Source organism: Fibrobacter sp. UWCM (assembly GCF_900129735.1).
Lineage (GTDB): Bacteria > Fibrobacterota > Fibrobacteria > Fibrobacterales > Fibrobacteraceae > Fibrobacter.
On sequence record NZ_FQWR01000023.1, the window covers coordinates 51,519 to 64,059 of the forward strand.

Genomic DNA, 12,541 nt, shown 5'->3' on the forward strand with positions numbered 1-12,541 from the left:
ATGGAAAACATGGTGATTTCTTACTTGGTGCTGATGTGCGTGGTCTCGTTCCTGAACCTGTTCGCGCTGGTACTCCTGTACCGCAAGCAGCTGAATTTCTATTTCGCGTCCATATTTGCATCTGTGCTGGTGGCGAACGTCGGCTACCTCACCGGGGCGCTTGCCGAATCGGAAGAAACGGTCATTATCGCGACGAAGGCGTGTTACCTGGGTTCGGTGTTCTTGCCGATGTTCGAGTATTTTGTGATTCTGCGCATTTGCAAGTTCAACTTCCCTGACTGGGCGAAACTCCTGCTGGGGGCGCTTTCGGTTACTGTGCTCCTGCTTTCGTGTACCATAGGGCATAGCGATATCTACTACAAGTCGGTCACGTACACGCACATGTACGGTGTGGCGTACTGCGCCTGCGAATACGGCCCCCTGCATTTCCTCTGGAATGTTGTGCTGGTGGGCTATACGCTTGCAAATATCGTGACAATCGCCTACGCGGCCCGCACCCGCATAAACGTGAGTTACAAGAACCTGATTGCGGTTGCCCTCATGACGCTCATTTCCATCATCTCGTTCCTTATTTCGCGCGAGATCGGGAGCGATACGATGGTGGTGCCGCTTGTGTACGTGATAGACGAGTTCATCTTGTTCTTCGTGTGCCTGCGCGTAAGGATGGGCGATATCTCGGATGCCATGCTGGAATCGCTCGAGGCGGAAAACCAGAACGCGTTTGTGGCCTTCTCGGACAAGGGAATCTACCTCGGGTGCAACGACATTGCGTACAAGTTCTTCCCTGAACTTGGTGAATTCCGCGTGGATAGGGCGATGCCGAAAGATCTTGAAATCTCCAAGCATTTTGGCTCGCTGATGGAATCGTTCGTGAGGAAGGATTCCCCGAGCGACAGCTACTTCGCGTACGGGAGGCGCAACTATAGGGTGTGCGTGCGCAAGGTCGCCCGCAACAAGATTTCGCATATCGTGCTGTTCCGCATCGAAGATGAAACCAGGCTGCAGCGCTATATCAAGAAACTCGATACGCACAACACGAAACTCAAGGACGTCATCAAGGATAACGACAGGCATATTCACGCCATCCAGGAGCAGATGATTGTGGGCATGGCGAAGATGGTCGAAAGCCGCGACAGCAATACGGGCGGGCACATCATGCGCTCGAGTGCAGTCGCGGGAATCCTGGCCGAAGAGCTCAGGAAGGATTCCAGTTTTGGGCGCACGAAGGAATATTACGATGCGCTGATTGCGGCGGCGCCGATGCACGACCTCGGGAAGATTGCGATTGACGACAAGATCCTGCGCAAGCCCGGCAGCTTTACGCCCGAAGAATTCGAGGTGATGAAGACTCATGCCGAGAAGGGGGCCGCCATCGTGGAGAACCTGCTTTCCGAAATCGAGGAACCCTTCTTTGTGGAGATTGCGAAGAATATCGCTTGCTTCCATCACGAGCGTTTTGACGGGAGCGGTTACCCGTACGGGCTCTTTGGCGCGAATATCCCGTTCGAGGCTCGCGTAATGGCGATTGCGGACGTTTACGACGCGCTGGTGAGCAAGCGCTGCTACAAGGAGCAGATGTCGTTCGAGGAAGCGTACAATTTGATTATGGATTCCATGGGGACGCATTTTGACCCGAGACTCAAGGCAAGTTTTGTCGCATGCCGCGAAAAACTCGAGAACTATTACAGGAATAGCCCCGGCTGGGAGTCCAACGAAAAGTAAAAATAGCCCGCTTTTGTGGCCCCGCGCAGGCATATTGTCATCCCCGCGTAGGCGGGGATCTTTAAATTTTCTATCTTTGTACGCATGACAAAGTTTAGCGAATTCCCGTACGTTGCCGACCGCTTCAACGCCGTCCGCAGGGAAACTGTACAAGTCCGCGTTGGCGAGGCTTTGATAGGGGGCAACGCCCCCATTTTAGTTCAGTCCATGACCACCACCAAGCCGAAAGACGTCGAGAAGACGGTGGCCGAGACGCTTGCGCTCGCCAAGGTGGGCTGTGGCCTGGTTCGCATTACCGCTCCGACATTTGCAGATGCTGCCGCACTCGAGGAAGTGATGAAGCAGGTGCGTGCCGCCGGTTGCACGGTGCCGGTTTCCGCCGACATCCACTTCCAGCCCAAGGCCGCGTTCGAGGCGCTCAAGTGGGTCGAGAAGGTCCGCATCAATCCGGGTAACTTCGTGGATACGGGCATTTTGACGCTCGACCAGCAGACGGACAAGTCGTTTGACGAGGGCAAGGAAAAGGTTGCCGAGGCCTTCACTCCGTTTGTGCAAGAGGCCAAGCGCCTGGGACGCGCCATCCGCATCGGCGTGAACCACGGTTCGCTCGCGGCCCGCATGATTTACCGCTATGGCGACACGGTGGAAGGCATGGTGGAAAGTGCCATGGAATACCTGGCCGTGTGCGAAGCCGAACATTTTGACCAGGTTGTATTGAGCCTCAAGAGCAGCAACCCGCGCGTGGCGATTGCCGCCTACCGCATGCTCGCCGCACGTATCAAGCAGGAAGGCTTCAAGCCGTACCCGTTCCACGTGGGCGTGACGGAAGCGGGCGCGGGTGCCGACGGACGACTCAAGTCGGCCGCGGGCATCGGCGCACTCCTGCTCGATGGCCTGGCAGATACGATACGCGTGTCCCTGACCGAAGATCCGGTGGCCGAAGTCCCTGTGGCGCAGGAACTCATCAAGGCCTGCGCTTTGCCTGCTGCTCCGACGGCATACAACGTGCCGGTTTTGGAGAAGGACCCGTACCATTACGAACGCAGGGCGACGATGCCCGTCGCTGTTTCCGGCGTGGAAATTGGTGGCAATAGTCCGGTGAAGGTCGGCGTGAAGGCCGATGCGATTGCACTTACCGGCGAACGCCGCAATGCGGAATTTGCGCTGCCGAGCCTGGAAGCCGCCCCCGTGGTGCAGTTCAAGGATGCCATGGACATCGCGGGGTTCGCCGCGAATCCGGCGAGCGTGCCCGCAGGTTCCGTGTTCTGCTACACCGGCGCCGAGATGGTTTCCGGCGTTCGCGCCCTTGCCGCTGCTCTCGAAGCCGCAGGTCGCCAAGACCCGATACTGCTCTACGCGAAGATTAACGACAGCGAGCGCGACATGCTCCGCGTGTCCGCCGACATCGGAAGCCTCGTGACGGACGGTCTTGGCGATGCCGTCGTGATTGACGGCTACAAGGGCGCTAAGGAATGCGTGCTCCTTGCATTCGATATTCTGCAGGCCGCCTACTGCCGCCGCAGCAAGACGAACTTTATCAGCTGCCCGAGCTGCGGCCGCACCCTCTACGATATTCAGCAGGTGATGGGCAAGATCAAGGCCCGCTTCGGTCACCTCTCCGACATTTCCATCGGCATCATGGGCTGCATCGTGAACGGCCCGGGCGAAATGGCAGACGCCGACTTCGGCTACGTGGGCGGTGGCCCCGGCCGCATTACGCTGTTCGAAGGCAAGACGGCGGTCAAGAAGAACATCCCCGAAGAGGACGCCATCGAGGAACTCGTGAATTTGATTAAGGAAAGAGGCCGCTGGCAGGAACCTTAAAAGATCCTCGCCTTCGCGAGGATGACATTGAAGAAAAGATTTTAAACATTAACAAAGGACATAAAAATGGCAACTATTAAGACGATGAACAACATTTCCAAGAAAGGCTTGAGCCTGTTTGGCTCGTTCTACCAGGTTTCCGACTCCGTCGAGAAGCCGGATGCCATCTTGGTGCGTTCCGCCCAGGTTGATACCGACAACTTTGACGGCCTGCTGGCAGTCGCCCGCGCCGGCGCTGGCGTGAACAACATCACCATCGACAAGGCCTCCGCGAAGGGCATCTGCGTGTTCAACACGCCGGGTGCAAACGCCAACGCCGTTGCCGAACTCGTGATGACCGTGCTCGGCATGGCCGTCCGTAACGTGGATAAGGCCGCTGCTTGGGTCAAGAACCTCGACACCACCGACCCGGACCTCGCGAAGACCGTTGAAAGCGGCAAGAAGAAGTTCGCCGGCATGGAACTCGCTGGCAAGACTCTCGGCGTCATCGGCCTCGGCAAGATCGGCGTGCTCGTCGCCAACTATGCCCGTTGGAAGAACATGCGCGTCATCGCTTACGAACCGTATCCGAACGCCGCCAACATGCACGAACTCTCCAACAAGGTGGAAATCGCCGACCTCGACACCGTGATTGCGAAGTCTGACTTCCTCACCGTGCACGTCCCGTTCATCAAGGGCGTTACCGAGAACTTGCTCAACCGCAAGAACCTCGCCGGCTTCAAGGGCAGCTACATCATGAACTTCGCCCGTGGTGGCATTGTGGAAATGGCCCCGGTCAACGAGATGCTCGCCTCCGGTTCCCTCCAGGGCTACCTCTGCGACTTCCCGGATGCCGACCTCATCAAGAATGACAAGGTGACCTGCTTCCCGCACCTCGGCGCTTCTACCGAAGAAGCCGAAGAGAACTGCGCCGTGATGGCCGTCGAAGAACTGAAGGACTACATCGAATTCGGTTGCGTCCGCAATTCCGTGAACTTCCCGGCCCTCGTCGATCACCCGCACGCTGGCGTCAAGAGCCGCGTCGTGGTCATCAACCAGGATGTTCCGAACATGATTTCCGAAATCACGAAGGTGTTCGGCGCCGAAGGCATCAACATTGCCAGCTTCAGCAACAAGAGCAACGGCAAGATCGGTTACAACCTCGTTGACGTCGAAAGCAAGGTGGATGACTCCATCATCGAGAAGCTCTCCAAGCTCGACAAGGTCATCAAGGTCCGCGTGATCCACTTCTAATCTGGTGGGGGAGGGATCCCCCTCGCTTTAGCCAAAATTTATCCCCGCCTACGAGCGGGGATTTTTATATGTATTTAAAAGCCCGTCTTCATCAGGCTGGCGAAACTGAGCCCGTTTTCACGGGCGTAGGCGAGGAACTCTTTTTCCTCTTGCGTAACGCGCATCTGGATAGTCAATGGCTTGGAATATTTGGGTTTTCTGCCGGCATTTTCTCTAGCGCCGCCGTGCCCGAACTCCTTTTCATAGGCCGCCAGGCCGGAGGCTTTACGGTATGCCTTCTCCGTGATAATCTTCTCGCCCTTGCAGACTTCCGACTTGAGTTTCTTGAAGACATAACCTTCGGAATCTTTGACATAGACATACGACATCGTTACATCTCCTTTAGCCGCTGCTTGGCCAGTTTGATTTTGTCCTTTGGCGTCTTTTGTGTTTTCTTGACAAAAACTACGCCTATAAGAATGATTTTTCCCTCTTGATACCTAAACAAAGAGCGCAAGTTCTTCGACTTTATCTCGAAAATTTTGCCTTGCAGATGTTTGACACGAACAAATTCAATTCCCTTTGTCTCAATCAGTTCGTATTCTGATTTTAACAGGTCTTGCTGTTCCTGTTGGAGTTCTGCAATTTCTCCATTTACAACATCAAGTTTTTCAACTTTAAAAATCATATTAAATATACTCTAAAATTTTGAAATTGTCAACATTTTCAAGTTATAACAGGGCAAAACCCGAAAAAAGGTAGTGTCCCTACCTATAAAACGGTTTCGCGGCGAAAATGAGCCAAAATGATGCTGAAATTTTTGTTTACGATGCCTTTCTGGCAGTTGTAGTCTATTTCTGCCTACACATCAGTGCTTCTTTCATCGTGTATTCTTCGTGCTTTTTCTGGTTGCCTTTGCGCTTGTAGAATTCTGCAATGTTGTGTATCACGATGCAGTCTGACGGGTTCAGCTTGTGGGCTTTTTCCAGATAAACTATCGCGCTGTCGTTCTTTTGGAGCAGGTGCACCACGCTCATGGCGTTCAGTGCTTCTACGCTGTTGGGGAGGAACTTGAGCATTTGGCGTGCGAGCATTTCGTAGCAGGCGTCGTTCTCCTTATCGAAATGCTGCCTGGCGGCAATCGTGAATTCCTTTTCTAGGAGATCGTCTGCATTGTCGATTTTTTGCCCGCCCTTGAGTTCGCACTTGTCTTTTTTCGTCTTTAGCAGTTCATGGATTTTCTCAAAATACCTGGCCTGCGCCTTGCAGTTTTCCATTTCGCCGTTTAGTTGGACTTGCCCGAGCCAGATGTCAATCCGGTACGGGAACCGCTCGAGTGCGGAATCCAGGATTGCGGATGCATCCTGGAGGCTCCCGAGGGAATACTTTGAGTGTATGGAGTTGCTCGATGCCCGGATTTCTGTCTTTATCGCCTTGTTCGCCCTTGCAATCCATTCTTCGGGTGTGTCGGCGAATGCTTGCGCGAAATATAAGGCCAATAGGGTAAATAAGATTTTCTTCATGGCTCTAATTATAGTTTTTTTCTACTTTTCTTTACAAAATAGGACTACTGAAATGAAGATTCTTGTGACAGGTGCGGCGGGTTTCATCGCCTCGAAGATCATGACGATGCTTTCGGCCCGCGGGGACGAGGTTGTCGGGCTTGACAACATCAACGACTATTACGATGTGCGCCTCAAGTACGGGCGCCTGTGGGAAAACGGTTTCCGTTCTGCGAACGGAGGCGCGCTTGCCGAGATTCCCTTTGGGCAGATGCTCGAAAGTTCGACGCTTGCGGGTGCGCGCTTCGTGCGCATGGACCTTGCCGACAAGGAATCCATCGACAAACTGTTTGCCGCCGAGAAGTTCGACAAGGTGGTGAACCTCGCGGCGCAGGCGGGCGTGCGCTACTCCATCACGAACCCGTATGCCTACATGCAGAGCAACATGGTCGGGTTCCTGAACATCCTGGAGGCATGCCGCAACAACAGCGTGCCGTACTTGCTCTACGCCTCGTCGAGTTCTGTGTATGGCCTCAACAGCAAGGTGCCCTACAGCGAGGATGACAAGGTCGACAATCCAGTTAGTTTGTATGCGGCAAGCAAGAAGAGTAACGAGCTGATGGCGCATGCCTACTCGAAACTCTACGGGATTTCTGCGACGGGACTGCGCTACTTTACGGTTTACGGCCCGTGGGGCCGCCCCGACATGAGCCCGATGCTCTTTGCCCGCGCTATCTCGAAGGGCGAGCCTATCAAGGTGTTCAACAATGGAGACATGATCCGCGACTTCACCTATATCGACGATATCGCCGAAGGCAGCGTTCATGCGCTCGACCACATGCCTGTCGCCGCGGAATGCCCGAACGGCGTGCCCTACAAGGTGTACAACATCGGCTGCAGCCACCCGGTAAAACTGATGGACTTTATCGCCGAAATCGAGAACGCCTATGGTGAGCCCGCGAAGAAGGAATTCCTGCCGATGCAGCCGGGCGATGTTTACCAGACGAACGCCGATACTACGAAACTCGAGGCGGAATGCGGCTACAAGCCCCACTGGAGCTTGCACGACGGTATCGCTGAGTTCATGAAGTGGTACAAGAGCGACAAGAATCCACTGAGGTAGATGATGCGCGGTTCACGGACGATTGTTGCGGTACTGTTGCTTGTCTGTGCGCTTTTTGCGGCGGACGTGTTTGTGCTGCCTGCCGTGACGCCCGAACTCAAGGCGAAGGCCTCGGAATACTATAACAACGAGTGCAAGGGCTGCCACCGCTGGGCGCGCAAGTTCGCGGCCCCGCCCATGAAGGATAACGTTGCGCAGTATGTGGAGAATCCCGAGGCTCTGGTGCAGTACCTGATGAAGCCCGAGCCCAAGCACCCCGACCAGTGGGACCCGATGGAAATTTCGCCCATGAGCGAAGCCGACGCGAAGATGATGGCGTCGTGGCTGCTGTATATTCTGGAGCACCCGGACGACCCGGGCCGACCGAAATAAGCCGAAACGTTAATTCCCGAACAGGTCGGAATGCGTCCCGGTATCGACAAGTTCGAGGATCAGAACATTTTCCACGATCTTGTAGATTAACAACCAGTCTGCTTCTATATGCAGTTCCCTATGGCCAACCCAGTTGCCTACAAGAGGATGGTCTTTATATGACTCAGGTAAAGGCTCTCCTTTGGCTAGGATATCAACGATATCTTTTAACTTTTGGATATGCCCAACTCGTCCCAAAGTTCCTGTGGCGTAGCGTACGTCTTGGCGTTGGGGTCGTGGGCGAGTTGCTCACCTTCCTTGATCGCTTCGAGGAGTTCTTTGGACGGGGGCCTGGTGACGGCAAACGGGAGACCGTGATGCAGCACGGCCTGTTTCAGGAAAACGGTGAACGCCTGGGAAAGGGTCAATCCCAGGTCGTTGAAGAGTTCGGTAGCTTGAGCCTTGAGCTCTTTATCTATTCGGATATTTGTAACCACGGTACTCATACCTCTAAATATACAACAAAAAGTTCCAAATGTAAAGCGTTTGTTGTATATATGTTGTAAAAATGCACGGGTTGCCCGGTGCGGCGAATAGGAAAAAGGCTCCCTATCTACCTATATAAACGGTTTCGCGGCCAAAATAAGCCAGAAAATTTTGGTTACAGACGTTTTTTTACAAAAAACGGGCTTTTCTTGAGCCCGGCCGGCTTTTCTTAATTAGATTTACGCTAAAGGGATGAGTGTGTTTAAACGACAAGGCGCATCTTTCGGAGTAACCCCGTTCAAGTGGGCGGGGCTCGTTTTTGCGGTTGCCTTCATGTTCTTTTTGGCGGACTTTTTGTTCGGCCAGAAGGCGACTCCTGTGCGAGTGGGTGCCGATGCGGGCGGCCCGAATTCGATAGCCTTTTTGCACGAGCTTCACGGCGAAAACATCGGGCTCGATTGCAGCCACTGCCATACGGGTGCTGCGTCCGGGGCGCGCGCATATATGCCCGCAAAGGCGGATTGCATGGATTGCCACCGCCTGCCGCTCACCGAAAATCCCGGAATCGAGAAGCTGGATTCGGCGCTGGCCGCCGCTCCGGCATACCCCTGGAAGCACGAGTCCGCGTTGCCGGAGCACGTGGTGTTCCACCACGGGGTACACGCGGCCGCCGGGGTGGAGTGCGCGGACTGTCACCGCAATTTCGCGGGCGGTTCCGGCGCGAAAGCAAAATCTGGCGCGCCCTTTTCCACGGGCGCGACCGGAGCTCAGCCCGGCGTGAAGGCCGACGTGTACGGCGGCGAAAATTTCAGCATGCAGATGTGTCTCGCCTGCCACAGGGGCGAAACGTTCAAACAGAAGAATTTCAGGCGGGCGGCCACGTACTGCGCCGCGTGCCACAGGTAGTTTATGGATAGGCGCGAGTTCTTGAAAATCCTTTCGGCGACGGTAGCGGGTTTTGCCCTGTTCGGGTGCCGCGACGGCTTGCTCGGCGATATGCCGGTCAAGGGCGCGCGCCTCAAGCTCGCTGACTTCGAGAACGAGGTGAAGCTCGCCCTCTCGAAGATGAAGCCCGGTATGGAACTCGTGCGTGTGCCGATGCCCGCAGCGCTCAAGACTCCCGGTGCCTCGCAGGAGAACCGTTTTGGCATGGCTATCGACCTGGATGCTTGCGATGCCTGCGGCAAGTGCGTGCTTGCCTGCATCCAGGAGAACAACATCCCGCTTAGTGCTCCCGAGCGTGCGAACCGCGGGCAATTCATGCACTGGATAGAGATGTGCGGCGGTGCGCCCGCGATGTGTTTCCACTGCGGGGATGTCCCCTGCGAGAAAGTCTGCCCGACGGGGGCCGCGAACCACACTCCCGATGGCGTCTCTGCGATGATGTACAAGCGCTGCACCGGGAGCCGCTTCTGCGGGGCGAACTGCCCCGTGCATGCCCGCAAGTTCAATTTCGATGACCCTGTGGCTTCGGGCCGTTCGCTCAAGTTTAACGCTGGCGTTCCCGTGCGCGAGAAGGGCGTGATGGAAAAATGCTCGCTGTGCCTGCAGCGCCTGCAGGATGCGCGCCACGACTTCAAGGCGCTCCATCCGGGAGAAAGTTTCCGCGGGCGCGGCGTGACCACCGCCTGTGCCGCCGCCTGCCCCAAGAACGCGATTATATTCGGCAACTGGCTCGACGAAGGTTCCCCGCTGGTAAGGGCCGCGAAGAACCGCGTGCTCTATGCCCCGAAGGCTATTGCGGCGCTTGACCCGTCTATCGTCTACATGAGGGGGCGTCGTTGATTTTCCGCATTCTCCTATATGCGGGGCTTGCGCTCCTGTTGCCCGGCCTTGCCGCGCTGGGGTATTCCCTCTGGGAAGGCCCTGCCGTGTGGTCGCTGGACGCGCATACCTTCTGGGGGACACCCATAAGCCTGTTCGTATTCTGGATAGGCATCGCCCATGCGGGTACGCTCATTTCGGCGATTCTCCTTGCGCTTGGAGTGCCGCTCGATCGCCGCACCTCGATGCTTGCCGAACTCACGACTCTCTGTGCGATCGTGGTTGCCGCCGTTTTCCCGCTCATGCATCTTGGCGTTGTGGAAAACTTCTACATGGTCATCCCGTTCCTGGATGCGCGCGGCATTTTCGCGAACGTGCGTTCCCCGCTGGTTTGGGACTTCTGTTGCATCGCCATCTATGCGGTGCTCTCGCTCGTGTTTTTCGCGATTCACCTGTTTGCGGATAGGTCGCAGGCGCTGGAAGATGTGCGTCGCCCGATGGCATGGCTACTGTTCCCGCTGGTGCTCTGGGTGCACACGATTGTGAGTCTCGATTTTGCGGTGACGTTCGTGCCCGAGTGGCGCGGGGCGTTTTTCCCGCTGTACTTTATCGCGGGTGCCATCTATTCGGGCCTTGCGATGGTGAACGTGCTGCTTGTTGCGGAAGGCTGCCGCGTGCGCCTGCTCGAAAAACTCATGATGGTCGGTTCTTTCGTGATGCTCGTATTCTGGGCGTGGAACTTCGCGCTGAAGGGGGACTGGAACTTCTCGGTGTTCGCGTTCGGGGCGCTGTTGCCGCAGCTCTGGTGGGTGTCTGCCGTGCGCGTGAGCCCGTTCGGGCGGCTTGCGGTTTCGCTCTCGGTGCTGCTCGGGCTCTGGCTGGAACGCTTCTACCTGGTAATGCCCGCCGAACCGCGCGGCTTTGGGTATGTCGATGCGGGCCTTGTCGCTTTTTCCATCGGGTTGTTTACAACGTTGCTTGTGATTTTGCGTGTAAAGTTGCGTAAGCCCATCGAGGGTGGGGAACTTCTTTTCGGCGAACTGGAAGAGGCTTCTGCGCCGGTTGTGGAACCCCATACGGAACCGCTCACGAGTCGCGAGTTTATCGTGTTACGCTTCCCGTTGTTGCTGGGCGTGCTCGTGGCGCTTGTCTACACGCTCTGGGCGGTGTCGCAGCCCGTGTTCGATACGGTGGCGGTCGCTATCCCGAACGTTGCCCCGCTATTCTACCCGATTGTGGCGCTGGTGGCCGCTATTGCCCTATGCATACGCCCGGTATGGCAAGCGGTTTCGGCGCACAATGCAGATGGATGCGGTTCCCGTTACCTGAAAATCGCCTTTGCTGTATGTGTGCTTATGTTTGCATTTTTTGCGGGAGTGTTTTATGCGGGCGATTCGTCTGCGCCATCGAAATTCACGAGCTATGTTGACACCCCGAAAAATGCCATTGCACCTGATGGCCCGAAAATAGCGGGCGCATTTGATACGCTGCGGACGCGCGCGGTATGGAACGCGCGATGCAGCGGATGCCACGGAATAGACGGCAAGTTCAACGCGAAGTTTGTCCGCGAGTTCTACCCGGTTCCGCAAAAGTTGACTGCGGCTCGTCTCGATTCCCTCGGGGAGGATTCCCTGGTACACGTGATTATGTACGGGCGCACGAACATGAACCCGTATGCTGACCGCATAACCGAAGCGGATGCCCGCGCCCTAGTGCGATACATGCGCTCGCTTGCCCCGGCGGACATCCCTGCACCCGAGATAAACGAAACTGCACCCGAGATAAACGAGTCGGCGCCTGAGATAAACGATTCGACGCACGAGATAAACGATTCGACGCCCGAAATAAACAACGTATCGGAGGTGGCACGATGATTCCCTTGATGAACGCTGTCGCCTGCCTCCTCGCGCTCGCCATGGCCCAGTTCTTCTGGCGCCGCCCCATCCGCCTGTTCAAGGAGGCGTTCTTCTTGCTTGCCGCCGTAGTCGTGTTCTGCGTCTACGCCTACTTCTCGGGCGACATGAACGACCCTGCGATGGAATCTTACCCCTTCCGCATGTTCGCACTGGCCCTGTGCTTCTCTACGACGGCCCTGCCCGTCAAGCGCCGCCGTTACCTGCTCATGGCTCAGGTCATGTGGTTCTGGGTTGAGTTCTTCGGCTCCGTATCGCTTTTCTACCACGGCTTCGATATGCCGTGGACGCGCCTCTTGGCAATCGCCGTCTCTGTGTTCGGCTCCACGTTCCTCTCGCGCATCTCGCAGGGCATGGAGTTCGCCCTGATGGCTTACTGGATTGCTGTTTGGGTGTTCTTTTAGTTGATTTTGTAACAAAAACTTTACAAACAAGAGCCGGTAGCCTCCCGTCAAAGGCCGTACCCCCTTTATTGTGATAATTATGTAAGCATTTTTATTGGTGTTGGTAAACTCTTTTTTAGATTTATAACAAAATATTAACCGAGAATGGACCATGCAGGAGTTTAATAAGAGGGTAGCATAAGCTACTATATTCATTGCGCAACCCCAAAAAGGTAAAACAATGGCAAAAGTCAACTACAA

The 12,541-nt window shown here is 55.7% G+C and carries 14 protein-coding genes; 9 read left to right on the forward strand and 5 right to left on the reverse strand.

The window, feature by feature from the left end:
* From BUB22_RS13235 to BUB22_RS13245, 3 genes are all read left to right on the forward strand, one after another.
* Positions 1-1,722: an HD domain-containing phosphohydrolase gene (locus tag BUB22_RS13235; protein WP_073115839.1), complete on the forward strand. Its 1,722-nt coding sequence runs from the start codon at positions 1-3 to the stop codon at positions 1,720-1,722.
* A gap of 84 nt (positions 1,723-1,806) precedes the next feature.
* A complete protein-coding gene (gene ispG, locus BUB22_RS13240; RefSeq protein WP_073115841.1) occupies positions 1,807-3,546 on the forward strand; it encodes a (E)-4-hydroxy-3-methylbut-2-enyl-diphosphate synthase in 1,740 nt (579 codons plus the stop codon).
* Between the two features lie 66 nt (positions 3,547-3,612).
* Complete coding sequence (locus tag BUB22_RS13245; RefSeq protein ID WP_073115843.1) at positions 3,613-4,779, forward strand: phosphoglycerate dehydrogenase; 1,167 nt, start codon at positions 3,613-3,615, stop codon at positions 4,777-4,779.
* A 74-nt stretch (positions 4,780-4,853) separates the two neighbouring features.
* Here the strand turns inward: BUB22_RS13245 and BUB22_RS13250 are convergent, their stop codons facing one another.
* The 3 genes from BUB22_RS13250 to BUB22_RS13260 all read right to left on the reverse strand — a co-directional run bounded on the left by BUB22_RS13250 (position 4,854) and on the right by BUB22_RS13260 (position 6,281).
* Positions 4,854-5,147, reverse strand: coding sequence for a hypothetical protein (locus tag BUB22_RS13250; protein ID WP_073115846.1), 294 nt, complete (start codon positions 5,145-5,147; stop codon positions 4,854-4,856).
* 2 nt (positions 5,148-5,149) lie between these two features.
* Positions 5,150-5,446 carry a type II toxin-antitoxin system RelE/ParE family toxin gene (locus BUB22_RS13255; protein WP_073115847.1) on the reverse strand — a complete coding sequence of 99 codons (297 nt, stop codon included), beginning with the start codon at positions 5,444-5,446 and terminating at the stop codon, positions 5,150-5,152.
* Between the two features lie 163 nt (positions 5,447-5,609).
* On the reverse strand, positions 5,610-6,281 hold the full coding sequence (locus BUB22_RS13260) for a tetratricopeptide repeat protein (RefSeq protein WP_073115849.1): 672 nt from the start codon (positions 6,279-6,281) through the stop codon (positions 5,610-5,612).
* 52 nt (positions 6,282-6,333) lie between these two features.
* On the opposite strand from BUB22_RS13260, the gene BUB22_RS13265 reads away from it, so the two are divergent.
* Positions 6,334-7,383, forward strand: coding sequence for an NAD-dependent epimerase/dehydratase family protein (locus BUB22_RS13265; RefSeq protein WP_073115851.1), 1,050 nt, complete (start codon positions 6,334-6,336; stop codon positions 7,381-7,383).
* Positions 7,384-7,755: a c-type cytochrome gene (locus BUB22_RS13270; RefSeq protein ID WP_073115853.1), complete on the forward strand. Its 372-nt coding sequence runs from the start codon at positions 7,384-7,386 to the stop codon at positions 7,753-7,755.
* 9 nt (positions 7,756-7,764) lie between these two features.
* Here the strand turns inward: BUB22_RS13270 and BUB22_RS13275 are convergent, their stop codons facing one another.
* Positions 7,765-7,992, reverse strand: coding sequence for a type II toxin-antitoxin system YafQ family toxin (locus tag BUB22_RS13275; RefSeq protein ID WP_073115858.1), 228 nt, complete (start codon positions 7,990-7,992; stop codon positions 7,765-7,767).
* On the reverse strand, positions 7,962-8,240 hold the full coding sequence (locus BUB22_RS13280) for a type II toxin-antitoxin system RelB/DinJ family antitoxin (protein ID WP_073115860.1): 279 nt from the start codon (positions 8,238-8,240) through the stop codon (positions 7,962-7,964). The genes BUB22_RS13275 and BUB22_RS13280 overlap by 31 nt, the downstream gene beginning before the upstream one ends.
* Positions 8,241-8,478: 238 nt before the next feature.
* Between BUB22_RS13280 and BUB22_RS13285 the strand changes: the two genes are divergently transcribed.
* Genes BUB22_RS13285 through BUB22_RS13300 form a run of 4 tightly spaced genes read left to right on the forward strand, consistent with a single transcriptional unit; the run spans position 8,479 to position 12,301 of the window.
* Positions 8,479-9,126: a cytochrome c3 family protein gene (locus BUB22_RS13285; protein WP_175547300.1), complete on the forward strand. Its 648-nt coding sequence runs from the start codon at positions 8,479-8,481 to the stop codon at positions 9,124-9,126.
* 3 nt (positions 9,127-9,129) lie between these two features.
* On the forward strand, positions 9,130-10,005 hold the full coding sequence (locus BUB22_RS13290; RefSeq protein WP_073115865.1) for a 4Fe-4S dicluster domain-containing protein: 876 nt from the start codon (positions 9,130-9,132) through the stop codon (positions 10,003-10,005).
* On the forward strand, positions 10,002-11,858 hold the full coding sequence (locus tag BUB22_RS13295) for a c-type cytochrome (protein ID WP_073115867.1): 1,857 nt from the start codon (positions 10,002-10,004) through the stop codon (positions 11,856-11,858). Before BUB22_RS13290 ends, BUB22_RS13295 begins: the two co-directional genes overlap by 4 nt.
* On the forward strand, positions 11,855-12,301 hold the full coding sequence (locus BUB22_RS13300) for a hypothetical protein (protein WP_073115869.1): 447 nt from the start codon (positions 11,855-11,857) through the stop codon (positions 12,299-12,301). The genes BUB22_RS13295 and BUB22_RS13300 overlap by 4 nt, the downstream gene beginning before the upstream one ends.
* Positions 12,302-12,541 lie beyond the last annotated feature (240 nt).

Bases quoted from the DNA above. Each gene is read 5' to 3' on its own strand.
- BUB22_RS13290 (WP_073115865.1), top strand. From the start codon at position 9,130: ATGGATAGGCGCGAGTTCTTGAAAATCCTTTCGGCGACGGTAGCGGGT.
- ispG (WP_073115841.1), top strand. From the start codon at position 1,807: ATGACAAAGTTTAGCGAATTCCCGTACGTTGCCGACCGCTTCAACGCC.
- BUB22_RS13300 (WP_073115869.1), top strand. From the start codon at position 11,855: ATGATTCCCTTGATGAACGCTGTCGCCTGCCTCCTCGCGCTCGCCATG.
- BUB22_RS13245 (WP_073115843.1), top strand. From the start codon at position 3,613: ATGGCAACTATTAAGACGATGAACAACATTTCCAAGAAAGGCTTGAGC.
- BUB22_RS13255 (WP_073115847.1), bottom strand. From the start codon at position 5,446: ATGATTTTTAAAGTTGAAAAACTTGATGTTGTAAATGGAGAAATTGCA.
- BUB22_RS13235 (WP_073115839.1), top strand. From the start codon at position 1: ATGGAAAACATGGTGATTTCTTACTTGGTGCTGATGTGCGTGGTCTCG.
- BUB22_RS13270 (WP_073115853.1), top strand. From the start codon at position 7,384: ATGATGCGCGGTTCACGGACGATTGTTGCGGTACTGTTGCTTGTCTGT.
- BUB22_RS13280 (WP_073115860.1), bottom strand. From the start codon at position 8,240: ATGAGTACCGTGGTTACAAATATCCGAATAGATAAAGAGCTCAAGGCT.
- BUB22_RS13265 (WP_073115851.1), top strand. From the start codon at position 6,334: ATGAAGATTCTTGTGACAGGTGCGGCGGGTTTCATCGCCTCGAAGATC.
- BUB22_RS13260 (WP_073115849.1), bottom strand. From the start codon at position 6,281: ATGAAGAAAATCTTATTTACCCTATTGGCCTTATATTTCGCGCAAGCA.
- BUB22_RS13250 (WP_073115846.1), bottom strand. From the start codon at position 5,147: ATGTCGTATGTCTATGTCAAAGATTCCGAAGGTTATGTCTTCAAGAAA.